We start from the raw sequence: 23396 nt of genomic DNA on the forward strand, positions 1-23396 counted from the left end.
CCTCTACTAACAGAGTCAGAGTCTGCTGTGCTGCCATTACACCAATCCGCATCAGATTTGTCTGTCCGCTCATCAGCGAACAAGAATATTATATCAAAAAAAAAAGAAATGTCAACACTTTTTTTCATTTTTTTGTCATAACATGACACACAAGTTTTCCCTTGATCTGATCTTTTCTTTGAGGAAAAATCCGGCCGGTTTCCTGCCAATTCATGGCAGTTTCCCGGCCAGGTTTCTATATGCCCTGTGCAGAAAGGAGAGACATCTATTTTATAGACTCTTGATTCTCTCTACTGCTTTCGCTGTATTTTCGTATGTTCCAAACGCGGTAAGTCGGAAATATCCTTCTCCGCTTGGTCCGAATCCGGACCCCGGAGTGCCTACCACACCAGCGTTTTCCAGCAGGTAATCAAAGAAATCCCAGGACGTCATCGCATCCGGCGTTTTCATCCATACATAAGGAGAGTTGACTCCTCCATATACGGTATATCCGGCTGCTTTCAGGCCATCGTAGATCGTCTTTGCATTTCTCATATAATATGCGATCTGATCCTTGAGCTGTGCTTTCCCTTCTTCTGAGTAAACCGCAAGTCCCGCTTTCTGTACGATGTACGGCGCCCCGTTGTATTTCGTACCGTGGCGTCTTGCCCACAGAGAGTGAAGCATCACGCCGTTGCATTTTAAATCTTTCGGGATGACGGTGGCTCCGAGACGTACCCCCGTAAACCCTGCATTTTTGGAGAAGCTTCTAAGCTCAATGGCGCAGGTCCTTGCCCCTTCACACTCGAAAATCGTGTGCGGTACATTTTCTTCGGAAATGTATGCTTCATAAGCAGCATCGTAAATGATGACAGATCCGTTCTTATTGGCATAGTCCACCCAAACCTGGAGTTGATCTTTTGTGATGGCAGATCCGGTTGGATTGTTCGGGAAGCAGAGATAGATCAGATCCGGTACTTCTTTTGGAAGTTCCGGCACAAAATCGTTTTCTGCTGTACAAGGCATGTAGATCACATCACTCCACACTTCTTTTTCCGGATCATACGTACCTGTACGTCCAGCCATCACATTCGTATCCACATAGACCGGATAGACCGGATCGCAGACTGCGATCTTGTTATCCTGTGCAAAAATTTCCTGGATATTTCCGGAATCCCCTTTTGCACCGTCTGAGATGAAGATCTCTTCTGGTTTGATATCGCATCCTCTTGCTTCATAATCATTTTTTGCCATAGCACTTCTGAGGAATTCATATCCAAGATCCGGTGCATATCCATGGAACGTCTCCGCATGTGCCATCTCATCCACTGCACCGTGAAGCGCCTCGATGATAGCCGGAGCAAGAGGCTGTGTCACATCTCCGATTCCAAGGCGGATGATCGATTTGTCCGGATTTGCTTCCGTATGTGCCGCCACCTTTTTAGCGATATTGGAAAACAGATAACTTCCCGGAAGTTTCAAATAATTTTCATTGATTTTAAACATCTCTATGACCCCTTCTCTTTATTTCTTTAATGTGTTAAATTCCATACTGCGGTAATGATAACACATTTTCCGAAACACGTAAAGAGTCTTTTCAGTATTTGTCGGTATAGTCCCCTTTACAGATGATGCGGCTTGTTCCTTCCAGATACATAAGTCCGCTTCCTGTTTTCCATTCTGTACTGAGGATTCCTCCGGGCATTTCAATCTTCATTCTTCTTTTCCCACGCCCGGTCACTGCCGCCGCGGCCGCAGCCGCACAAGCTCCCGTCCCACAGGACAGCGTCTCGCCGCTCCCCCGCTCCCAAACACGCATCTTCATGCCGTATTCAGATGTCATCCTTACAAGTTCTGCATTGATTCCGCCCCGAAAAGCCGAATATTCCGAAATCTCTCTTGCATATTCCATCTTCCATTGCCGGAAACTTCCGGCATCCGGCGGAAGGAAAATGACTGCATGAGGATTTCCCATAGACACGAGAACCACCTCCGTCTTTCTCCCGCGGATCGATACAGCAAAGTGTTTCTCCCGTATATCCGGCACGCCCATACAGACTCTGACCCGGAAGTTCTTATCATCCGGATAGAGCCACAGCTTTTTTATCCCGCTGTCTGTCTCGATCTCCAACTCTTTTTTCTCCGTTTTTCCATTCTGATACACATATTGTCCAAGGCATCGGATCCCATTCCCGCACATCGTCCCCCTGGATCCGTCGGCATTATACATTTCCATCCGAAAGTCCGCCCGGTCTGACGGGCAGATGAGGATCAGTCCGTCTGCCCCAACTCCATAGTGGCGGTCACTGATCCTTCTGGCAAGCGCGGAAGGATTTCGGATCTTTTCTTTCTCACTATCAACATAGATATAGTCATTTCCGCATCCTTGCATCTTTGTAAAATTCATAGGCCATCACTGTTCCATCCATTTTCTGCATTTTATGAGATCTTTTTTCTCTTTATGTCACTTTGCGAACAGCCTTTCGCACAGTCCTTGGATCTGTCTGCCTGTCACGTCGAGATGATACGGCTCGTTATAAAGAAGCTTTGATAAGGGGACGAGCTGATAGCCTTCTTTTTGAAGTCCCTGTATCAGTTTGGGCAGTGCTTCAGGTGTATATTTTGCCTCGCTGTTCAGGCGTATGACGGCTCCGTTTTTGAGTTCCGGATCTTCCAGGACGGTCGCTGCTACCGCCTCCGCCCCGTAGTCTTTCCAGTCCATTGAGTCTACAGACCAGCAGACAGTCTGATATCCAAGCTCCCTGGCAGTCCGGATCAGACTTTCTCCATATCGCCCGTACGGAGGGCGGAAAAGAGACATCTTTACCCCAATCTCTTCTTCTACTGTCCTGTGTGCCGATCGTATCTCCTCTTCCTGCTCTTTTTGCATCATCCGTGACATATTTTGATGGGTTTCCCCCAAATTTCCCAAGTCATGTCCTTCTTCCACAATTCTCTTCATCGTATCCGGATAGAGCCTCGCCCACTCTCCTGTCACAAAAAAAGAAGCCTTCACCTGACAATCTTTCAGGATGTCCAGCACTTTCTTTGTCCCTTCTTCATCCCACGCAGCTTCAAATGTAAGAACCGCCTTCTTTTCCTCCGTCTCCACAGAACAGACCGGCATCTCCGTTCCATTTACACTGTTTCCCACACTCGTATATTCCATGGTATACCAGACAACGCCAGACAGCACGAGCACTGTCGTAAAACCAAAAAGAAGTATCTGCTTACCTTTTCCTCTCCTTTTCCCCATAAAAAAACCTCCGGACATCTATGGTTATTCCCATATATATGTCCGAAGGTTTGTCTGTTTTACCAGATTCCAAGTACACGCTGCATCAGAAGGCTTACCGCTGTGATCCCCACCCAACAGCAAAATCCCATAAAGATTGGCTTCCCGCCCGTCTTTACAAGCTTTACGATATTCGTGTTAAATCCGATGGCCGCCATAGCCATGACAATGAAGAACTTGCTCAGTTCTTTGATGGGAGCAGTCACGGAAACCGGAAGTGAGAGCACCGTTGTGATGACAGATGCCAGCACGAAAAACAGAATAAAGAACGGAAAAATTTTTCCGATTTTAAAGCTTCCGCCCGCTTCTTTCCCTTCCTTGCGCGCTTTTTGCATCTGCCAGACAGACAGAACAAGTGTGATTGGTATGATTGCCAATGTCCTTGTAAGCTTGACGATCGTGGCGGAATCCAGCGTGCTACTTCCATGGATGCCATCCCAAGCTGCAGCTGCCGCCGTGACGGAAGAAGTATCATTTACCGCAGTCCCGGCAAAAAGCCCGAACCCTTCGTTTGACAGGCCGATGATCCCTCCAAGTGTCGGAAAGATCAGCGCCGCGATAACATTAAAAAGAAAAATGACGGAGATCGACTGAGCAATCTCTTCATCATCCGCATCGATGACCGGAGCTGTAGCTGCGATGGCAGATCCACCACAGATACTGGAGCCCACGCCAACGAGAGTTGCCGTCTTGGACGGGATGTTCAGCACTTTGCAAAGAACAAATGTGATCAGAAGCGATGTGGAAATTGTTGCGACGATAATAGGAAGCGATTGCCTTCCTTTCGCAAGGATATCTGTCAAATTCATCCCGAATCCAAGCAAAATGACTGCATATTGAAGAATCTTTTTTGATGTATATTTTATTCCCGGCTGCAAAGAATCATTTTTTTTGATGATCAGCGCAAGACACATACCGATGAGAATCGCAAACACCGGACCGCCGATCACTTCAAATTTCTTTCCAAGCCAGGCCGCCGGTATCGCGATGACGAGACAAAACAGCAGACCTTTGTAGTTTTCCTGTATTGATTTCATTTTCTTTCCTCTTTCTTTCCCTATTTTTTCCTTTTTCGCTCGTTATCATACCAAATTATTATAATTAAATAAAATTATATATATTTATCTTTTCATAATAATAAGTTATAATTGCCATACAAAGAACCGAAAAAGGAGGAAGCACATGCTTGACTTTCGCATTTATACCTTTCTCGAAGTGTGCAAATACATGAACTTCACAAAAGCAGCGGAAAGTCTGCACATCACGCAACCTGCTGTCTCACAGCATATCCGCTATATTGAAGAATACTACGGTACCCGGCTTTTTTCTTTCCAAGGGAAACGCCCTGTGCTGACAGAAACCGGGAACTATCTTTTCCATGCTTTTACGACTTTGAGCCACGATCAGATCTATCTGAAGGAGACACTTGCCGCCATGGAAAAACAGCAGCCTTCTGTTGTCTTCGGAGTCACACTGACGATCGGGGAATTCGTCATGCCTCAATTTTTGATTTCTTATCAAAAACGGCATCCCGACACGACTCTCACGATGATCACAGCCAACACTCATGAACTGCTTTCCCGTATATCGGACGGCGAGATCGACTTTGCCTTGGTGGAAGGTTATTTTGACAAGACACAGTACGACTACCTTACCTTCTCCTCCGAACCATATATCGCCGTCTCCGGAAGTCCTCTTCCGCACGGCGAACGTCCTGCCACTGTCCGTGATCTTCTTGGTCAAAAACTCATTATCCGGGAAGCCGGATCAGGCACAAGGGAGATCCTGGAGAAGTATTTGACTGCCCGGAATCTTTCTTTCTCAGATTTTTCGGGCATCTCCGAGATCGGAAATATCCACGCGCTGAAGTCTCTTGTGACTGCCGGCCTTGGCATCACTTTTGTTTACCGGTGCGCAGTCGAGGAAGAACTGAAAAATGGGACACTTTTTGATATCACACCAGAGGACTTCTCTGTCACTCACGATTTCACTCTGATCTGGCAGAAGGGAAGCATGTTTTCTTCCCGATACCACACACTTTTTGAAGAATGGAAAAAATAAAAAAATGAAAAATCTGTTTACTAAAATAAATATAAAAAGAGTTTTGAAAATCATGTTTGGAAATATCCTGATTACCGGTGCGTACGCTTTTATTACGGTGCCAAACAAGATCGTAAACGGAGGAGTCACGAGTTTTTCTATGGTTTTGGAAAAGTTCTCCTCCATTCCCATTACCTATTTTGTAGACTTTATTACCATCCTGCTCTTGATCTGCTGCTACATTTTTCTTGGGAAAACCTATTTTACCGGTACGATCCTGAGCTGTATTTGCTATCTTGTTTTCTTTTCCATCTTTCATGACACAGGTCTGTACCTTGTGATGAATCCGATCTTGTGCACGGTAATTGCCGGTGTGCTTGTGGGGATTGGATATTATTTCTGCATCAGCGCCAAGTCCACTGCTGTCGGTTTTGATGTCATCGCACTGATCCTGAATAAAAAAAATCCGAAAGTCAATATCGCACTTTGCATGTATACGATCAACGTGTGCGTATTGCTTTTCGGATTATTTGCATATGGAATGATATCAATCCTCATGGGGATTGGATTTACTGCCCTCCAGTCTCTGACTTTAAATCATTTTTTTGAAAAAAGCAGCGTAATCGTCGTTCCTTTTCCAACTTTACTTTCTGTCTTGATCCGGATTTGATGCATAGCCGCCCCATGTTTGACGATGGACAATCCAAGACCTGTTCCTCCTGTTTCCTTGGAGTGGCTTTTGTCTACCCGGTAAAACCGTTCATATATCCGCTCGATCTCTTCTTGAGGAATCCCGATTCCAGTGTCTTTTACGATGACTTTAGGCCCTTCCAGTGTATTTCCGACCCATACTTTGACGCTTCCGCCATCTTTGTTGTACTTCACGGCATTTTCACAAATATTCCAGATCATCTCGTCCAGTACACGATACACTCCCTCATAATAGACCGGTTCGCCGTTGAGTTCCATAGACACATGGTGCCTCTCTGCCATACGTTCCAGCCTGGAAATCGTATCCTCGCAGATCGAATAAAGATCCACTCTTTCGTGTTCCAGCCCTACTCCGCCTTCATCCAGCTTGGACAATTTGATGATATCTTCCACAAGGACGATCAGCCGGCTTGCCTCTTTATAGATGCGTTCTGCAAATCCCGGCATGTCTTCCGCCTTCACAAGCCCGCTTTTCATGATCTCAGCATACCCGGATATGGAAGTGAGGGGCGTTTTCAATTCGTGAGAAACATTGGCTGAAAATTCCCTTCTCATCCGCTCGTTCTTTTCCTTCTCTTTTCTCTGGCTTTCCATGCTGAGCAGCAGAGGTGTGAGCTCATCGTACACCTCGTTCTCAATCGGATGCTCCAGATCCAGCTCATTGATCGGCCTTACCAGACGAATGGCAAGCCATTTGGAAAGACGCCAGGCTACCACGATCAGCACTGCCGCAATCAGAGCCATGTACGGCAGGATGTCAACCGCTGTACGGCTCACGCTGTCCATCGGCTTTGCCACGCGGAGCACCGTCCCGTCATCCAGGAGAAGCGCGTAGTAAAAAAGCTCTTCCCCCACTGTATCCGACACCCTTGTATCTTGTCCATGCCCACTTTCCAGCGCCTCTTTTACTTCTTTTCGGTTTCTGTGGTTTTCGTCCACCTTTTCATGTCCGTTGGAATCATAAAGCACCTCTCCGTTCGGAGCGATCTGAGTGACTCGCGTAGCCGTATTAGCTGCATCCATTTCCTTTAAATAGCCGCTTCCGGATATGTCGATTGCTGTCTTTATGTACTTTGCTTCCTGCCTCGCATCGTTTTCCATGATCTGAAGGGTATGGTTATATATGATCACGATCAGAAACGCATAAGCTGCAAGTAAGGTAAGGGCAATCATAAAAATCATATTTCTCTGAATCTTTTTTCTCATTCTTCTCCCTGCCCGTCGGTAATACGGTATCCGACACCTCTTACTGTCTCAATAACCTCGCCGGCTGTCCCCAGTTTCTGTCTCAGCGTCCGTATATGGACGTCCACCGTCCTCGTCTCTCCATCAAAATCATATCCCCAGATTTCTTCCAAAAGCCGGTCTCTCGTGAGTACGATCCCTTTGTTGTGGATCAGTCTTTTTAGCATTTCGTATTCTTTCAGTGTGAGGCTTACACTTTTTCCCTCCACTTCCACCTCATGCTTTCTTTCATTTATGGTAATCTTCCCGGCTCTCAAAAGCTCTGCCTCTTCTTTTTTCTTTGTCCTTCGCAAAACTGCTTTGATCCTCGAAATCAGCTCCATCATACCAAACGGTTTGGCCACATAGTCATCTGCCCCGCTGTCGAGTCCGGACACTTTGTCGTATTCCGCACCTTTTGCAGTAACCATAATGACTGGAATATCTCTTGTCTTTTTGTCTTCTTTGAGCTTTTTCAGAATGGTTAAACCATCTTCCCCTGGCAGCATGATGTCGAGCAAAATAAGCTCTGGCAGACGCTCTGCCAAAGCTTTAAAAAAAACCTCTCCGTCTTCAAACCCTTCTGCTTCCATTCCAGTACTCGATAATGTGTATACTACCAGCTCCCTGATATTTCTGTCATCTTCTACACAATAGATCATTTCTATTCTCCTGCTTTCTCTCTGTCATGAATAGCCTGAGCTCCGTGGTGGTTTCCTGTGATAGAAAATTCTACCCACTCCGCAATGTTGGTCGCATGATCGCCGATACGTTCCAGATATTTTGTAACCATGATCTGATCGATGGCTTCCGCGCCTTCTTCTCCGTTTCCTTTTGCGATATAATCAATGATTTCTTGTCTTACTTTTTCAAACAGTCTATCAACTTCATCATCTGCCAGCATGACCTTTTTAGCCAGCATCATGTTCTGATCCACGTATGCCTGAACACTTTCTGTTACCATCTTCGCTGTTGCCTGTGCCATGACACCGATATCTTCATTCGGTTTTGCCTTTCCAAGCTTTGCTGTAAGCAAAATCTCTGCGATGTCGGATGCCTGATCTCCGATTCGCTCCATATCAGTGATCATCTTGAGAGCTGCGGAAATCTGGCGCAGATCTTTTGCAACCGGCTGCTGCTGTAAGAGCAGCTTCAGACAAAGACGCTCAATATCTTTTTCTGCCTGATCGATCTCTTCATCTGCCAGAATTACCTCTCTTGCCTGCTCTTCTTTTCCTTCCAGGATCGCCTCTGTGGCCTTTGTGATGGCGATCTCACAAAGTTCGCCCATATGGATCAGCTGTTCTTTCAGAGAATCAAGCTGCATATCGAATTTGTTTCTCATTCTTAACCGAACCTCCCTGTAATATAATCTTCTGTTCTTTTGTCGGACGGGATAGAGAATAATTTTTCCGTATTATTGTACTCGATCATTTCTCCAAGCAGGAAGAACGCTGTGTTATCCGAAATACGCACTGCCTGCTGCATGTTATGTGTAACCATAACAATAGTATAATCTTTTTTGAGGTCTGCCGCAAGGTCTTCGATCTTAGACGTGGAGATCGGATCCAGCGCGGATGTCGGCTCATCCATAAGAAGCACTTCCGGCTCTACCGCCAATGCTCTTGCGATGCAAAGTCTCTGCTGCTGTCCGCCGGACATGCCAAGAGCGCTTTTTTTCAATCTGTCTTTTACTTCATCCCAGATTGCCGCATTCCGAAGTGACTTCTCTACGATATCATCCAATTTGGATTTGGAATGGATACCGTGTGTACGAGGCCCGTAAGCAATATTGTCGTAAATGCTCATCGGGAACGGGTTCGGTTTCTGGAAAACCATCCCCACACGCTTTCTAAGCGTATTTACATCTGTTGACTTTGCATATATATCCTGCCCGTCCAGAAGGATTTTCCCCTGGATCCTGCATCCTTCCACAAGGTCATTCATTCTGTTAAGCGATTTCAAAAGCGTCGATTTTCCACATCCGCTCGGCCCAATGAATGCCGTGATCTTATTTGCCTCAATTTCCAGATTCACATTTTTCAGCGCCTGAAAACTGCCATAAAACAAATCCATGTCCTTTATATCAATTTTGCCCATCGTTATTTCCCCTTTGTAAGTTTTCTCGCAACAAATGCAGATAATGTGTTCATTCCGACTACCAGTATAAGCAGAATGACCGCAGTCGCGTATGCCTGATCCATATATAATCCTTCACTGGAAAGATTGTACATGTGAAGTGCAAGTGTACGTCCGGCATCCATCGGCGTCTTCGCCATATCAGGAACCGTACCAGATGTATACATCAGCGCAGCTGTCTCTCCCATGATACGCCCGATAGCAAGGATGACACCTGCCATGATACCTGGAATTGCGGACGGCAGTACAATTCGGAAAATGGTACGCAGTTTGCCTGCCCCAAGCCCAAAACTTCCTTCCCGGTATGTATCCGGAACAGACTTCAACGCTTCTTCTGTCGTTCTCATGATCAGCGGAAGGATCATGATAGACATAGTAAATGCACCTGCCAAGATCGAGTATCCCCATCCAAGAGCTGTAACGAAAAACAGCATACCGAACAAACCATATACGATGGACGGAATACCGGAAAGCGTCTCTGTAGTAAGACGGATCAGGCCGATAAAACGGTTTCCTTTTTTCGCATATTCCACAAGAAAGATAGCAGAAAAAATACCAAAAGGTACTGCAATGATCAGAGAAAGCAGTGTCATAATAACTGTATTGATAAGTGCCGGCATCAGCGATGCATTTTCAGTCGTGTATTCCAATGCAAAAAGTTCCGGTTTAATGTGCGGAAGTCCATTGATCAGAATATAGGCCAGCAGGAATAAAAGCACAACAAACGTAATGACTGCGGCTGCATACACAAGTATTTTCAGTATGATGCTTTCTATTTTTCTTCCCTTAGTCATTGTCATTCCTCCTGTTTAACAAGGATACACAGAGATTGATGATAAGGATGAACACAAAGAGTACAACAGCTGTTGCGATCAACGCTTCTCTGTGAAGATCCGCTGCATATCCCATTTCCATAACAATATTAGTCGTCATCGTACGAAGTCCGCGGAAAATACCCTGCGGCATCTGCGGCTGGTTGCCGGCTACCATGATAACAGCCATTGTCTCTCCAATAGCACGGCCGATTCCAAGCACGACTCCGGCGATCACACCAGACTTTGCCGCTGGAATCACAATACGGAAGATTGTTCGCTCCTTTGTAGCACCAAGTGCAAGAGAACCTTCATAATACTGTTCCGGCACACTTCTCATATTGGATTCTGTCACTCCGATGATAGTCGGAAGAATCATAATCCCAAGGATGATAGACGCAGCCAGCATACTGTTCCCACCATTTCCTCGAATGCCGTGTGTATTAATATAGTCACGAACAAGAGGTACAATGACAACGAGCCCGAAAAATCCGTAAACAACAGACGGAATCCCGGCCAGAAGTTCCGTGGCGGATTTTAATACCGGATAGATCTTCTTCGGACAATAATGAGCCATAAATACAGATGTAAAAATACCAATCGGAACGCCAATTATGATTGCTCCGGCTGTGACATAAATACTTCCCAGTATAAATGGGAGAATACCGTATATATTATTGCCCGGTCTCCATGTCTGTCCTGTCAGAAAATCAAGAAAACCGATCTCTTTCATTGCCGGAATACCATTTGCAAATAAGAAAATGCAGATCAGCGCTACCGCCAAAATAGACGCACAGGCAGCAAGGAGAAATACTCCCTGCATGCCCTTTTCTTTCCAGTTCTTCATATTATTTTGTTACCTCATCCCATGTAAGTGTTTTACCTGTGAAGATTCCTTTTACCTGATCTACCGTGAGATCATCCACGCTGTTTGCGTTATTTACGATGACTGCAATACCGTCTGTTGCAATGACTGTTCCAACAGCTCCCTGAGATGTTTCAGAATCTTTGAGTTCTCTGGACGCCATACCGATATCGCTTGTTCCATTAATGGCATCTGTCACTCCTGTTGTGGAGTCGCTTGTCTGGATCTGGATGTCTGCATCCGGGTTTAATGCCTGATATGCTTCAGCAAGTTTTTCCATTACCGGAGATACAGAAGAAGATCCGGATACTGCCACTTTTCCGCTCACACCGCTTGCTGCATATTCTGTCGTTGTATCAAGCGGGATATATCCTTCTTCTGTCACAACTTCCTGACCCTGTTTGCTTAAAATAAAGTTGATAAAATCCTGAGCTTCTTCACTGACACCATCTTTTGTCACAATATTGAACGGACGGGATACTTTGTAAGAACCATTTTTGATGTTGTCTGCTGTCGCTTCTGCACCGTCAATCTTCACTGCCTTTACATCGTCATTGAGAGATCCGAGAGATACATAGCCGATCGCATTTTCATCTCCTGACACTGTTGTAAGCATTACAGATGTATTGTTTGTTACCGTCGCATCTGTTGTTGTCTGGTCTACCTTTTCTCCGTCAACTTCTTCCTCTACTCCAAAAAGTTCTACGAACGCTCCTCTTGTACCGGAACCTTCTTCACGGGAAATTACAGAAATGTTTGCGCCTCCTGCACTATTTCCTCCATCTTTGCTTCCTTCATCGCTGCTTCCGCATCCTGCTGCGAAAGACATTACCATTACTGCTGCTGCCATAACTGCTGCGATTTTCTTAAATTTCATATTTTTTCTCTCCCTTTAATTTGATTTTTAACATTTTCTTTGTTTTCCTTGTCGACAGGCATATCATACACGAGTAATGTTAAATCTTCTTTCGTCTTTTAGTTAAATCTATGTAAAATATCATTCCCCGTTATTTTTAAAACAATACTTGTCATCAGTACTGCGCAATGCTAGAATGGAAAAAGATTGGTTTTAACATATTAAAGGGGGAAAAGAGTATGGCTTTTACAAAGTCAAAAAAGCAAAATGTCATCAGCACAGCCTACGCTCTGGCCGGTTGTATCCTTTTTGCTGCAGGAGTCAATCTTTTTATTACTCCTCTGGCACTTTACAACGGAGGATTCATGGGTATCGCACAGCTCATCCGTACATTTCTGTCTTCCGTATTTCATCTTTCTTTTGGACAGACCGACATCGCAGGTATCATCTACTTTCTTTTGAACATTCCGCTGATCTTCCTTGCATGGAAGATGGGACGAGGATTTTTCTTCCGCACAATGATCACGATTGTCGTTCAGACTGCGGCACTTACGCTGATCCCGGTTCCTAAGGAACCTATTATAGAGGATTATCTTACGGCATGTATCATCGGCGGTCTCATATCCGGAGTCGGATCAGGCTTTGTGCTAAGAGGGGGAAGCTCCGGAGGCGGACAGGACATCCTTGGACTGTATTTCACAAAGAAATTCCGCAACTTCAGTGTAGGAAAGATGTCTCTGATCATCAATTTCTTCGTATACGGAGTCTGCCTCTGCCTGTTTGATCTGATGATCGTGATCTACTCTCTCATCTACGGTGTCATTTACTCCGTGGCATGCGACAGGGTACATATCCAGAACATCAATATGAGCGTCATGATCTTTACCAAAAAGCTCGGCATCTCAAAGGCCATCATGGACGGTATGGGGCGCGGAGTAACCAACTGGGACGGTGCAGGAGCCTACACAAACGAGACTTCCTATATTTTATTTGTCATGATCTCCAAATATGAAGTGAACGAACTTAAACAGATTGTAAAATCCATTGATCCTAACGCCTTCATGATTTTTACAGAAGGCTGCTCTGTAGATGGGAACTTTGAAAAACGGCTGTGAAAAACACAGCCGTTTTTAAATTCTATGGTATTAACTTTCCTGATCTTTCATAAGCCTGCCTGTACAGTATCTCCTGAGTATCTCGTTCCAGCTCTCCTTCGTTTTTCTTTATTTTATGATAGATTCCTTCTCCATCTTCCTCTCTTGCATTTTTGTTATCTGAAAGCATCAAAGAAAAGATTCCCTGAACTCTTTCTTTTATATTTTCTTGACATATCGGTATCGCAACCTCCACACGTTTTACCGTATTTCTCGTCATAAAGTCTGCAGATGCGATATAATATTTTGCCCTTTTCCCAACGCCAAATATGTAAATCCTTGAATGTTCCAGAAATCTCCCTACGATACTGATAACGCGAATATTTTCTGTCTCATCTTTTTTTCCTGGAATCAGGCAGTTGATTCCCCGTACAATCATATCGATCTTTACCCCTTCTCTGGATGCCTCTGCAAGTTTTTCTATGATCTTTTTGTCCGTCAGAGAATTCAGTTTCAGCCCGATATACGCGTCTTCTCCCTTTTTGGCATGCGATATTTCTTTATCGATCATTTCCACTACTTTCGACTGAAGACATTTTGGTGCCACAAGCAAATGCTGTGTCTGTTCGATCGTTTCTCCTTTGGCAAGCGCCTGGAAAATTCTTGATGCTTCTTTTCCGATATCTTCATTTGCCGTCATAATCGCGAGATCTGTATAGAGACGAGCTGTCTTTTCATTATAATTTCCTGTTCCCACCTGAGTAATATATTCAATTTCGTCTTTACCTTTTCTCGTGATCAAACATAGTTTAGAATGAACCTTGAAATTCTCAAGGCCGTAAATAACCTGACATCCGGCCCTTTCTAGCATACGTGACCACTCAATGTTGTTTTCCTCATCAAACCGTGCCCTCAGTTCTACAAGCACGACAACTTCTTTTCCGTTTTCTGCTGCTTCACAAAGACTTTCCACAATCTTACTGTGCCTTGCAAGGCGATACAAAGTCATTTTGATCGAAAGGACATTGTCATCTTCAGCCGCTTCCTCAAGAAGTTGCAGAAACGGACGCATGGATTCATACGGGTATGATAACATCTTGTCTTCTTTTTTGATCTGTTCAATGATACTTCTCTTCTCGGCAAAGTCCGGCGTTTTTTGAGGAACACGTTTTTCATAAAAGAGTTCCGGTTTCATTCGAAGCAAATCTTTGATCTTTTCAAAAAATGACAGATCCATCGGCACTTCCTCCCAGAAAACGCGCTCAGTACTTACGTTCAGATACTGGCACAGATCTTGTACTGCATAAATATCCATTTCTCTGGAAAAATCAAGCCGAACCGGAAGCAGTTTTTTTCTCTCTTTCATCAGGTCTGCCATAAATTCTCTATAATCAAGATCTTCATCATACAGTGCATCGGCATCAATGTCCGCACTCCTCACAATGCGTACCAATGATTTCCTTTTTACAGTATACCCTTTGAATACTTTTCCTGCATAATGAAGAAGCAAATTTTCAGAGAGCACAAACTTTCCTTTTGACATAGGTAACTCTACAAGACGTTCTACCATATTGTTCGTACATGGGATGATTCCCAGTCTTTCTTTTTTATTTTTTGTTTCCAATATCACGACAGCGTAGATTTCCTTATTTCTCAAGAAAGGAAATGGCTGTCGTTTCCCAACGACAGTAGGAGAAATAAGTGTAGCTACTTCTTTGTCAAAATACTGTTCAAGATAAACTTTTTCTTCTGCCGACATGTTTTTGAAATCTGCAATCTCAATTCCATTTTTTTTGAGTTCTCCCATGATTTCTTTATATACATCTGTTTTTCTTTTTCCCAGTTTTCTTACTTCGTGCAAAATAGCATGGATCTGTTCTTCTGCCGTCATTCCCGTTTTATTATCTCTAGATGCTTTTCCCATCGGCATCTGATCCTGCAAAGCCCCAATCCGAACCATAAAAAATTCATCCATATTACTTTGATAAATGGATGCAAATGTCATTCTCTCACAGAGGGGATTTTGATGATCCTCCGCTTCCTCCAGCACTCTTTCATTAAATTTCAGCCATGACAGTTCCCTGTTCATGTATATGTCCTTCCTTTTCATCTGTTGTATTCCTTTCCGTTTGTTATCAGCACAATTTGCTCTCATTTGCAGTCAGCTTAAAACGGCAGCCAAGTACTTCCGCCGCCCTTTTACACATAAGCATCCGATCCAAAAAAATTTCAAAATAATCCATGACAGTACACATACTGTCGTCCAGCTCCAAACTCATCTCGATAACTTTTTTATCTTTTTTTATATCCAACTTTGATGACAGTACTGCATAGTTGACTCTGTCATGCTGATCAAAAGATGACGGAAACTGATTCTGGACCCTGTTTCTCCTTACATCTGTCTTATCCGCCAGAATCAAAGCTGCCGATACTACATCCACTGCTGTCCCTGTTGCTTCGTCGTGATTTCCAATGGCAGTCATGACTGTAATTCTTTCCTCAATCGGCATCCCAAGCTCTTTCAAAAGCTGATACGCCATGACCGCCCCTGTCTGAGCATGATTGTGACGATTAACTCCATTTCCAATATCATGCATGTATCCTGCAATTCTTGCCAAAGAAATCTCGCGTTTTCCAAAGCCCAAACTTTCCAGTATATTTCCGGCTCTTCTTGCAACTGTCGACGCATGCTGTCTGGAATGTTCTGTATATCCAAGAGCTTTTAGTACCTGATTTCCGTGTTCAATCAGCTTGCCAATCTCTTTATTTTCTTTTACATTTTTAAATGTCACATTCTTGTACCTGTTTCCCAATTTACTTCCTTCTTTCTCTATAATCTTTCTGCTGCATCCATCGCCAGTTGAGAACGCTCACATTCTGTCTGTTTCATACTGATCTGCCAGCACAAAGGACTCCCCTTCATATGCTCTGCAGCGTAACTGATTCCGTTTGTACGGGCATCCAGAAACGGCCGGTCTATCTGATTGGGATCTCCAAGAAGTACGATTTTCGTCTCTTTTCCCGCCCTTGTAATAATACCTTTAACCTGGGCAGGCGTCATATTCTGAGCTTCATCAATGATCAGATATGTCTTGGCGATGGACCGTCCTCGGATAAAATTTAGTGCCTGAGCCTGGATAATCCCTCTTTCAAATATCTCGTCGATCTTATCTTTCAGCTCATTCTCGTCTTCATACCTCTTCCGCTCATCGGAATCGACAAGCTGTTCCAAATTATCCAGCACCGGCCGCAGCAGTGGAGAAATTTTCTCCTGCTCATCTCCCGGCAAAAATCCGATATCATCGTCAAACTGTGCGTTAGGTCTGCATACAAGTATTCTCCGATATTCTCCTGTAGGGTTGTTGATCATTTTTTCCAGTCCCACCGCCAGAGAATAAAACGTCTTGCTTGTACCTGCCGATCCTTTAATAATCACGAGGGGCGCTTTCTCCGCCGGCTGCATTAACGCCTCCTGCATAAAGTACTGGCCGACATTTCTGGGCCTGATCCCAAACGGTTCCGATTTTCGGTATTCCAGTTTTCGTATGATCCCATTTTCCACTCTTCCCAGATGAGTCTTTTTGCTGGACTGATCTGCTCTGATAATAAGAAACTCATTCTCGAACAATTCCGGTATATACATATTTCCTGTTTCGTCTACACAATATACTTTTTCTGTCGGGATTCCTTTTTTCTTGAATTCTTTAAAGTCTTCTTCACTCGCATATACTTCGGTTCTGCCTTGATACTGTTCCTTGTGTTCTGCCACTTGATCCGTCATAAAATCTTCCGCTTTGATTCCTAATATCTGCGCTTTAATGCGAAGAAGAATATCTTTCGTGATAAGGACCACTTCTTTTGTATTCTTTTCTTTGAGTCCTTTGCATACTTTCAGAATACGATTGTCCGATTTATGCTCCGGCATATCTGGAGGCAGTTCCACACCCAGATAATTTTTCTCCACCCGCAAGTATCCTCCATTGTCCATCCTCACACCGTCAACAAGGCTGCCACTGCTTCTCAGAACTTCCAGGCATCGTATTACTTCCCGGACATTGCGTCCCTTTTCTAATTCATTGACTGCCCTTATCATACTTGATTCGTATTAAATCTTCTCTTGATAATATGTTAGATGTATGTAAAAAACTTTCGTAATAAAAAAACATCCTTGGCCAACTTGCAAGGATGTTTTTCTTTTTTCGATATGCATTTATCAGAAAATCTTCTATCCGATCAGACTTTGGAGTTCAGTATACGGAAGTCCAAAGCTTTCTGCCACATTTCGGCACGTCAGTTTTCCGTCGTACGTGTTGACCCCTGATGCCATGACCGGATTTCTCCGGCATGCTTCCTCAAGTCCATGCTCCGCAATAGCAAGGCCGTAGCGAAGTGTCGCGTTTGTAAGGGCGATCGTAGATGTCCGCGGCACGGCCCCAGGCATATTTCCTACACAATAGTGCACGATTCCATCCACTTCATAAATCGGGTCGTCATGGTACGTGACTTTTGTCGTCTCACAGCATCCGCCTTGATCCACTGCCACATCCACGATAACACTTCCAGACCTCATCTCTTTTAAATACTTGCGTTTCATAAGCTTAGGCGCCGCTTTTCCCGGAATGAGGACACTTCCAATGACCAGATCTGCATCTTTTATGGCATTTTCGATATTTGTATCAGTGCTGACCAGCGTCTGAATACGGGCTCCGAAAATATCATCAAGATAAGCAAGTCTCTGCAGATTGATATCCAGAATGGTTACATTTGCTCCCATTCCGACTGCGATCTTGCAGGCATTTGTCCCGACAGATCCGCCTCCCAGTATCACAACATTGGCTTTCGGCGTACCTGGCACACCGGAAAGCAAAACTCCAGATCCTCCATATGTCTTCTCCAGATATTTTGCTCCTTCCTGGACGCTCAGGCGTCCTGCAATCTGGCTCATCGGCGCCAGTAGTGGGATGCTTCCGTCCTTCTCGATCAGCGTCTCATATGCAAATCCCCGCATTCCGGATGCAAGCATGGCATCTGTGAGAGGCCTGTCCGCTGCAAGATGAAGGTAAGTAAAGAGAAGCAGATCCTTCCGGAAATACACATATTCTTCCGGAAGCGGTTCTTTAACCTTGACCATCATGTCCACACCGTCCCACACTTCTTTTGCCGATCCGCAGAGTCTGGCTCCTGCCTTTTCGTACTCTTCGTCCGAAAAACCAGATCCGACCCCTGCCCCTTGTTCGATCCAAACGTCATGCCCGGCATTCACATAGCTTTTCACATTGTCCGGTATCATTCCTACACGATACTCTCTGTTTTTAATTTCTTTCACGCAGCCGATCTTCATGATTGTCCTCCTCTTCTCTGATATGAACTTGTTTGCAGCTTCCTTTCTATCCCCTCATCACAGTTTCAATGTCTTCCACTGTCCGCGGAATATCTTTTGATAAATTCCTGCATCCGTCTTCTGTTATGAGACAGTTGTCCTCAAGCCGGAATCCGATCCCCCACTCTTCATGGTAGATACCAATATCGATACAGAATACCATTCCAGGTCTGATGATAGCATCTCTTGCATTTACCATATCATGGACGTCGAATCCGATATGGTGCGCACCTCCATGCCACATATACGTCCCGATATCTTCATAGTTTTTGCAGACGCCAGCTTCTTTGAGCTGTTCAAAGTTGTACCTCCGGATCGTGGCGTCCACTTCCCTCATCGGGATGCCCGGCTTCAGCATCTGGAACATGTATTCCGATGTCCGGTACTGACATTCAAAGAGAAGTTTCTGCCTTTCTGTAAATTTCCCGTTGCATGGCCATCCTCTGGATACGTCTGTGATCTCATGATCCCAGACAGCTCCCACATCATTGAGGATGATATCCCCGTCCATAGCCTGTCCGCTGTAGCTATAATAATGGATACAAAAATTATTTTTTCCGGCACTGATAATGGATGGGAATCCCGGCTGCAAAACACCATGCTGTGCCAGCGCATAGTCAAATTCTGCTTTGTACTGATATTCATACATGCCTGGTTTTGAGTGCTGCATCATAGCTATGATCCCTGCTTTCGTGATCTCTTCCGCCTTCTCAAGCGCTTTGATCTCACAAGGTTTTTTGATGAGCCTTAACTCTTTTAAAATCGGAAGAGCATTCCGAATCTGGATATTCGGATACTCTTTCAGCATCCAAGCCGCCAGCTGATCCGCCTGACTGTCAATACACTGCCCTTTCATACGGTCAATATCCAGATACAGATTTCGGATCCGTCCAGAAGAGAGCAGTTCCTTCAAATCCTGCTCAAACTCTCCCACGCTGGAAAAACTGTGGACTTCTGAGACAGACTCGGCCTCCTCCGGCTTGATTCTTCGTCCGGTCCAGCGCTCTTCCATCGCATCCGGCGGAAGGATATAAAGCTTTTCACGTACACTTCCTCCGTCCTTTTCCATCACCAAAATCGTCTCTTTTTGTTCGACTCCTGTGAGATAGACAAAATTTCGGTTTGCGAAAAATCCATAGTCTTCATCGCTGGATTTTCGGATCGCGCGCCCGCTGAAAAAAATTGCTGCACTTTGGTCCTCCACCTGGTTCATCAATGCCTCTCTGTTTTCTTTGTAAAACTTTGACTCCATCTTGCTAATTCCCTCCTGTCGTAGTCTCTGTCTTCATTATAGCTCTGATTCGGAAAGCTTTGCAAGTGCAACTGCAAACGCATTGTTAAGAGGTTGTTCAGACTCTTTTTTCTGCTGTTTTAAATAACGCTGCACATCTTTTTTGCTGACATCTTTCCCTTCCTTTTTTCTCCTCGCCTCAAATGCCGCCATCTTCTCTTTGTGTCCGCAGGCACAGACAAAAGTCTGGTTTTCACCTTTACCATAAAGTTCCATCCGCTTATGGCAAACCGGACATCTGGCATTCGTTGTCCGGGATACCGTCTCTTTGTACCCGCATTCTCTGTCCTGGCAGACGAGCATCTTGCTGTTTTTTCCGTTTACGGCCAGCATTCTTTTTCCGCAGCGCGGGCATTTTGTGTTGGTCATATTATCATGGCGGAATGTTCCCTCGTTTGTCCGGATATCTTCCATGAGATCAACTGTATACTGACTGATTTCTTTCATAAAAGCACCTTTTTTCCGTTTGCCTTTTGAGATACCCAAAAGCTGTTCTTCCCACTTTGCTGTCAGTTCCGGTTTTTTCAAATCTTCCGGCACAAGCTTCAAAAGCTGTTTTCCTTTGGAAGTGATGAACAGGTCGTTTCCCTTCTTTTCCAGGAAAAATGTATGGAAGAGTTTTTCAATGATATCCGCCCTTGTGGCCACAGTGCCAAGTCCGCCTTTTTCCATAGCTGTGAGAAGCGTGGCTTCATTGTATGGTGCAGGCGGTTTCGTCTTTCCTTCTGTCCGCTCACACCGCGTGATCCGGATTTTCTGTCCTTCCTGAAGTTCCGGAAGAGACTGGTTTCGGATTTCTTCCTCTTCCATGTCTTCTGTTTCGTTGTTTTCGTATACCGCCCGGAATCCTTGCTCTTTGATCTTTTCTCCCTTGGCTGCAAATTGTTCTCCCGCTGCCGTTCCTTTTACTGTGATCTGCTCATACTCCGCAGGCGGATAAAGTACCGCAAGAAAACGTCTCACTACAAGGTCGTAAATCTTTCGTTCTTCATTGGTCATATGTGTAAGATCCACATACTGTTCCGTCGGAATGATGGCATGATGATCGCTCACTTTGCTGTCATCCACAAACCGCTTGCTTGCCTTAATCTTGCCGGATATCAGGACAGATGCCGCCTTCCGGTAAGGTCCGGTGCCGCATGCCTGCAGCCGTTCTTTTAAAGTCGGTACGATATCGGAACTTAAATATCTTGAGTCCGTCCTCGGATATGTCAGGACTTTGTGATGTTCATACAAGCGCTGCATAATATTCAATGTCTCTTTTGCCGAAAAGCCGAATCGTTTGTTTGCATCCCTCTGAAGTTCTGTCAGGTCATAAAGAGCCGGAGCATATGTTTTTTTCGCTTTCTTCTCCACTTTTTCCAAAGTGACAGACTCCCCTCTTACCTCTTCTAGGATCCTTTCTATCCTGTCTTTGTCAAAACTTCTCGTGCTACCGGATTTTCTGTCCTGCCATGTAAAGCAGATACCGTCCCCATAGACCTTGATCCCGTAATATCCCTTCGGGACAAACGTCCGTATTTCCTCTTCCCTTTTTCCGATCATGGCCAAAGTCGGGGTCTGTACCCGTCCGCAGGACAACTGTGCATTGTACTTGCATGTCAGCGCTCTCGTTGCGTTGATGCCCACGAGCCAGTCCGCCTCTGCTCTCGCCTCCGCCGCATCGTAAAGATTCTGATATTCTCTGCCGTCTTTGAGCGCCTTGAATCCTTCCCGTATCGCTTTATCTGTGACAGAAGAAATCCAAAGTCTCTTGACAGGTTTCGTATTTTTTGCTTTTTCCAGGATCCATCTGGCCACCAACTCGCCTTCCCGCCCGGCGTCCGTCGCGATAATGATCTCGCCTACCTCTTTCCGATGGATCTGGCTTTTCACTGCCTGATATTGTCTGGACGTCTGTTTTATGACGCTCAGCTTCCAATACTTCGGCATCATCGGGAGTACATCCATCTTCCACTCTTTCCATGCATCCGTATATTCTTCCGGATCTGCCAAAGTGACAAGGTGTCCAAGACCCCAGGTAACAATATACTTTTCCCCTTCGATTGCTCCTTGCCCATTTTTTTTACAATTCAATACCCTGGCAATATCTCTTGCCACGGATGGTTTTTCTGCGATTACAAGTGATTTCATTGTTCCCTCCATTTCGTTGGTTTGCGGCAGTCGACAGAAAGAAAGGGTACTGCCATTATGCAATACCCTTTTCTCTTCATACAAAACCGCGCTGCTACTCTCTTTGTCTTAGCAGTTCTTCTCTCCTTTTTATTTCTTCTTCCTCCAGGCATGCCAAGATTGCTTCGTTTAATGACAGCATCTTGTCGTCCAGCTCGGAAACCATTTTGGCACATTCCTGCAGCTCTTTGCTTATGTATTCCGGTGCATTTCCTTCAAACTTATAGTAAATCTTATGTTCCAGGCTTGCCCAGAAATCCATGGCAATCGTCCGGATCTGGATCTCTACCTTCGTATCTACCACGCTATCTGTTAGATAGATCGGGACAGATACAAGCATATGATAACTTTTATATCCGCTTTCCTTTGGATGTCTGATATAATCTTTAATGGACAGTACTTTCAGGTCGCTCTGGTTTCCGATCATCTCAGCCAGCCTGTATATATCCGATGTAAATGAACAGATCAATCTCACTCCGGCAATGTCGTTTACATATTTTACCATATTTTCAATGGAGCTTTCATGTCCCTGTCTTTTTAACTTCTTGACGATACTTTCCGGTGTCTTGATCCTCGTCTTAATGTGCTCGATAGGATTATAGCGATGTACATGCTGAAACTCATCATTGAGTATTTCCAGTTTTGTACCTACTTCTTTCAGAGCTGCATTGTAAAGAAACATGACGGTTTTCCAACTGTCCACATCCTCATATCTCTTCAGGTTCATACTTCCACCTCTCAGTGATTTTCCTTTCGTAGTATATCACAATCTATCGTGCGGTGTCAGTTTTTTCAATGGTTTTTAATAAATTATTTATAATTTATTTCAATCTGACACATTTTCATTGTGCATAATGCCGAATCATGGCTCTGTGGTGTGACTCCGGCGCAGCAGGAAGCATCTGCCGACACCGTTATTTCCGGAACATAAGCTTTTACAAGCAATGCGTTGGAAACGACACAGATATCTGTACAAAGCCCGATGAATTCCACCCGGTCATAGCCGCCATCCCGTATGTATGATGCAAGGTCTATGCTTCCAAAGGACGGTTTGTCAAAGATCCTGCGTCCCTTTGTATACTCCTGGAGTTCCGGGATGATTTCCCATCCTTCGGTTCCCCGGATGCAGTGCTTGACCGGAAGATTTCTTCCCTCCTGTGTCATCAAATAGTTCTCTTCGTGGGTGTCTCTCGTAAACACAATTTCCTTGTTATCCTGCTCATAGGATTCTATTTTTTTTCTTGCATTCTGGACGATTTCCTGCGCCTCTTTCGTCCCCAGGCTTCCTGTCACAAAATCGTTCTGTATATCTACCACGACAAGCAGTTCTTTCATGATTTTCCCTCTCCTTTCCTGTCTTTGTAAATATTGTACCACAAGATTAAGCGGAAGAAAAACCGTTGATTTTCTTTACAATCCACCCTTACGATGATATCATAAGGGGCACAAAGGCATGGAACCTGGCAAAATGTCTACTATATCTATGATCTCTCGGAATCCTGAGTGATCACAGCCAGCAGGTGCTGGCGTTGAACTTT

At 44.7% G+C, this 23396-nt stretch carries 22 protein-coding genes; 3 read left to right on the forward strand and 19 right to left on the reverse strand.

All coding sequences use genetic code 11. From position 1 onward, the window contains the following. Positions 1–270 precede the first annotated feature (270 nt). From ACLROL_RS10590 to ACLROL_RS10605, 4 genes are all read right to left on the reverse strand, one after another. On the reverse strand, positions 271–1485 hold the full coding sequence (locus ACLROL_RS10590; protein ID WP_087200976.1) for an LL-diaminopimelate aminotransferase: 1215 nt from the start codon (positions 1483–1485) through the stop codon (positions 271–273). 91 nt (positions 1486–1576) lie between these two features. Continuing rightward, a complete protein-coding gene (gene dapF / locus ACLROL_RS10595; RefSeq protein ID WP_087200978.1) occupies positions 1577–2386 on the reverse strand; it encodes a diaminopimelate epimerase in 810 nt (269 codons plus the stop codon). 57 nt (positions 2387–2443) lie between these two features. After that, positions 2444–3235, reverse strand: a complete 792-nt coding sequence (locus ACLROL_RS10600) for a polysaccharide deacetylase family protein (RefSeq protein WP_413067800.1) — start codon at positions 3233–3235, stop codon at positions 2444–2446. A 59-nt stretch (positions 3236–3294) separates the two neighbouring features. Continuing rightward, positions 3295–4311 carry a YeiH family protein gene (locus ACLROL_RS10605; RefSeq protein ID WP_413067801.1) on the reverse strand — a complete coding sequence of 339 codons (1017 nt, stop codon included), beginning with the start codon at positions 4309–4311 and terminating at the stop codon, positions 3295–3297. Positions 4312–4456: 145 nt separating this feature from the next. Here ACLROL_RS10605 and ACLROL_RS10610 point away from each other — a divergent pair, with 145 nt between their 5' ends. Next, positions 4457–5335, forward strand: coding sequence for a LysR family transcriptional regulator (locus ACLROL_RS10610; RefSeq protein ID WP_087200984.1), 879 nt, complete (start codon positions 4457–4459; stop codon positions 5333–5335). A 52-nt stretch (positions 5336–5387) separates the two neighbouring features. Continuing rightward, positions 5388–5984, forward strand: a complete 597-nt coding sequence (locus tag ACLROL_RS10615) for a YitT family protein (RefSeq protein WP_413067802.1) — start codon at positions 5388–5390, stop codon at positions 5982–5984. Here ACLROL_RS10615 and ACLROL_RS10620 read toward each other — a convergent pair. Genes ACLROL_RS10620 through ACLROL_RS10650 form a run of 7 tightly spaced genes read right to left on the reverse strand, consistent with a single transcriptional unit; the run spans position 5912 to position 11942 of the window. After that, complete coding sequence (locus ACLROL_RS10620; protein ID WP_413067803.1) at positions 5912–7231, reverse strand: ATP-binding protein; 1320 nt, start codon at positions 7229–7231, stop codon at positions 5912–5914. The genes ACLROL_RS10615 and ACLROL_RS10620 overlap by 73 nt on opposite strands. Continuing rightward, positions 7228–7911, reverse strand: coding sequence for a winged helix-turn-helix domain-containing protein (locus ACLROL_RS10625; RefSeq protein WP_087200990.1), 684 nt, complete (start codon positions 7909–7911; stop codon positions 7228–7230). The genes ACLROL_RS10620 and ACLROL_RS10625 overlap by 4 nt, the downstream gene beginning before the upstream one ends. Positions 7912–7913: 2 nt before the next feature. Then, on the reverse strand, positions 7914–8594 hold the full coding sequence (gene phoU, locus ACLROL_RS10630) for a phosphate signaling complex protein PhoU (protein ID WP_087200992.1): 681 nt from the start codon (positions 8592–8594) through the stop codon (positions 7914–7916). Between the two features lie 2 nt (positions 8595–8596). Further along, positions 8597–9349 (reverse strand): phosphate ABC transporter ATP-binding protein PstB, encoded by a 753-nt coding sequence (gene pstB / locus ACLROL_RS10635; RefSeq protein WP_087200994.1) that lies wholly within the window; start codon positions 9347–9349, stop codon positions 8597–8599. A 2-nt stretch (positions 9350–9351) separates the two neighbouring features. Continuing rightward, a complete protein-coding gene (gene pstA, locus ACLROL_RS10640) occupies positions 9352–10182 on the reverse strand; it encodes a phosphate ABC transporter permease PstA (RefSeq protein ID WP_246599235.1) in 831 nt (276 codons plus the stop codon). Then, positions 10175–11047, reverse strand: coding sequence for a phosphate ABC transporter permease subunit PstC (gene pstC / locus ACLROL_RS10645; protein ID WP_087200999.1), 873 nt, complete (start codon positions 11045–11047; stop codon positions 10175–10177). The genes pstA and pstC overlap by 8 nt, the downstream gene beginning before the upstream one ends. Before the next feature lies 1 nt (position 11048). Beyond that, the gene (locus ACLROL_RS10650; protein WP_087201001.1) at positions 11049–11942 is read right to left on the reverse strand and encodes a substrate-binding domain-containing protein; all 894 of its coding nucleotides are present in this window, start codon (positions 11940–11942) and stop codon (positions 11049–11051) included. Between the two features lie 218 nt (positions 11943–12160). Here ACLROL_RS10650 and ACLROL_RS10655 point away from each other — a divergent pair, with 218 nt between their 5' ends. After that, on the forward strand, positions 12161–13036 hold the full coding sequence (locus ACLROL_RS10655) for a YitT family protein (protein WP_087201002.1): 876 nt from the start codon (positions 12161–12163) through the stop codon (positions 13034–13036). A 22-nt stretch (positions 13037–13058) separates the two neighbouring features. On the opposite strand, the gene ppk1 is transcribed toward ACLROL_RS10655, so the two are convergent. The 8 genes from ppk1 to ACLROL_RS10695 all read right to left on the reverse strand — a co-directional run bounded on the left by ppk1 (position 13059) and on the right by ACLROL_RS10695 (position 23193). Next, positions 13059–15170 carry a polyphosphate kinase 1 gene (gene ppk1 / locus ACLROL_RS10660; RefSeq protein ID WP_087201004.1) on the reverse strand — a complete coding sequence of 704 codons (2112 nt, stop codon included), beginning with the start codon at positions 15168–15170 and terminating at the stop codon, positions 13059–13061. Further along, the gene (locus tag ACLROL_RS10665; RefSeq protein WP_087211015.1) at positions 15151–15828 is read right to left on the reverse strand and encodes an HD domain-containing protein; all 678 of its coding nucleotides are present in this window, start codon (positions 15826–15828) and stop codon (positions 15151–15153) included. The genes ppk1 and ACLROL_RS10665 overlap by 20 nt, the downstream gene beginning before the upstream one ends. Before the next feature lie 17 nt (positions 15829–15845). Beyond that, on the reverse strand, positions 15846–17108 hold the full coding sequence (locus tag ACLROL_RS10670; RefSeq protein ID WP_413067804.1) for a PhoH family protein: 1263 nt from the start codon (positions 17106–17108) through the stop codon (positions 15846–15848). A gap of 132 nt (positions 17109–17240) precedes the next feature. After that, positions 17241–18356, reverse strand: coding sequence for an alanine dehydrogenase (ald, locus tag ACLROL_RS10675; protein WP_087201009.1), 1116 nt, complete (start codon positions 18354–18356; stop codon positions 17241–17243). 46 nt (positions 18357–18402) lie between these two features. Further along, positions 18403–19647 (reverse strand): aminopeptidase P N-terminal domain-containing protein, encoded by a 1245-nt coding sequence (locus ACLROL_RS10680; RefSeq protein ID WP_087211010.1) that lies wholly within the window; start codon positions 19645–19647, stop codon positions 18403–18405. A 36-nt stretch (positions 19648–19683) separates the two neighbouring features. Further along, complete coding sequence (locus tag ACLROL_RS10685) at positions 19684–21819, reverse strand: DNA topoisomerase III (protein WP_413067805.1); 2136 nt, start codon at positions 21817–21819, stop codon at positions 19684–19686. A 94-nt stretch (positions 21820–21913) separates the two neighbouring features. Then, on the reverse strand, positions 21914–22585 hold the full coding sequence (locus ACLROL_RS10690) for a GTP pyrophosphokinase family protein (RefSeq protein ID WP_087201015.1): 672 nt from the start codon (positions 22583–22585) through the stop codon (positions 21914–21916). A gap of 83 nt (positions 22586–22668) precedes the next feature. Further along, positions 22669–23193 carry a cysteine hydrolase family protein gene (locus tag ACLROL_RS10695; RefSeq protein WP_087211004.1) on the reverse strand — a complete coding sequence of 175 codons (525 nt, stop codon included), beginning with the start codon at positions 23191–23193 and terminating at the stop codon, positions 22669–22671. Positions 23194–23396 lie beyond the last annotated feature (203 nt).

The organism is Sellimonas sp. (assembly GCF_047234585.1).
In the GTDB taxonomy this organism is placed as follows: Bacteria; Bacillota; Clostridia; order Lachnospirales; family Lachnospiraceae; genus Sellimonas; species Sellimonas caecigallum.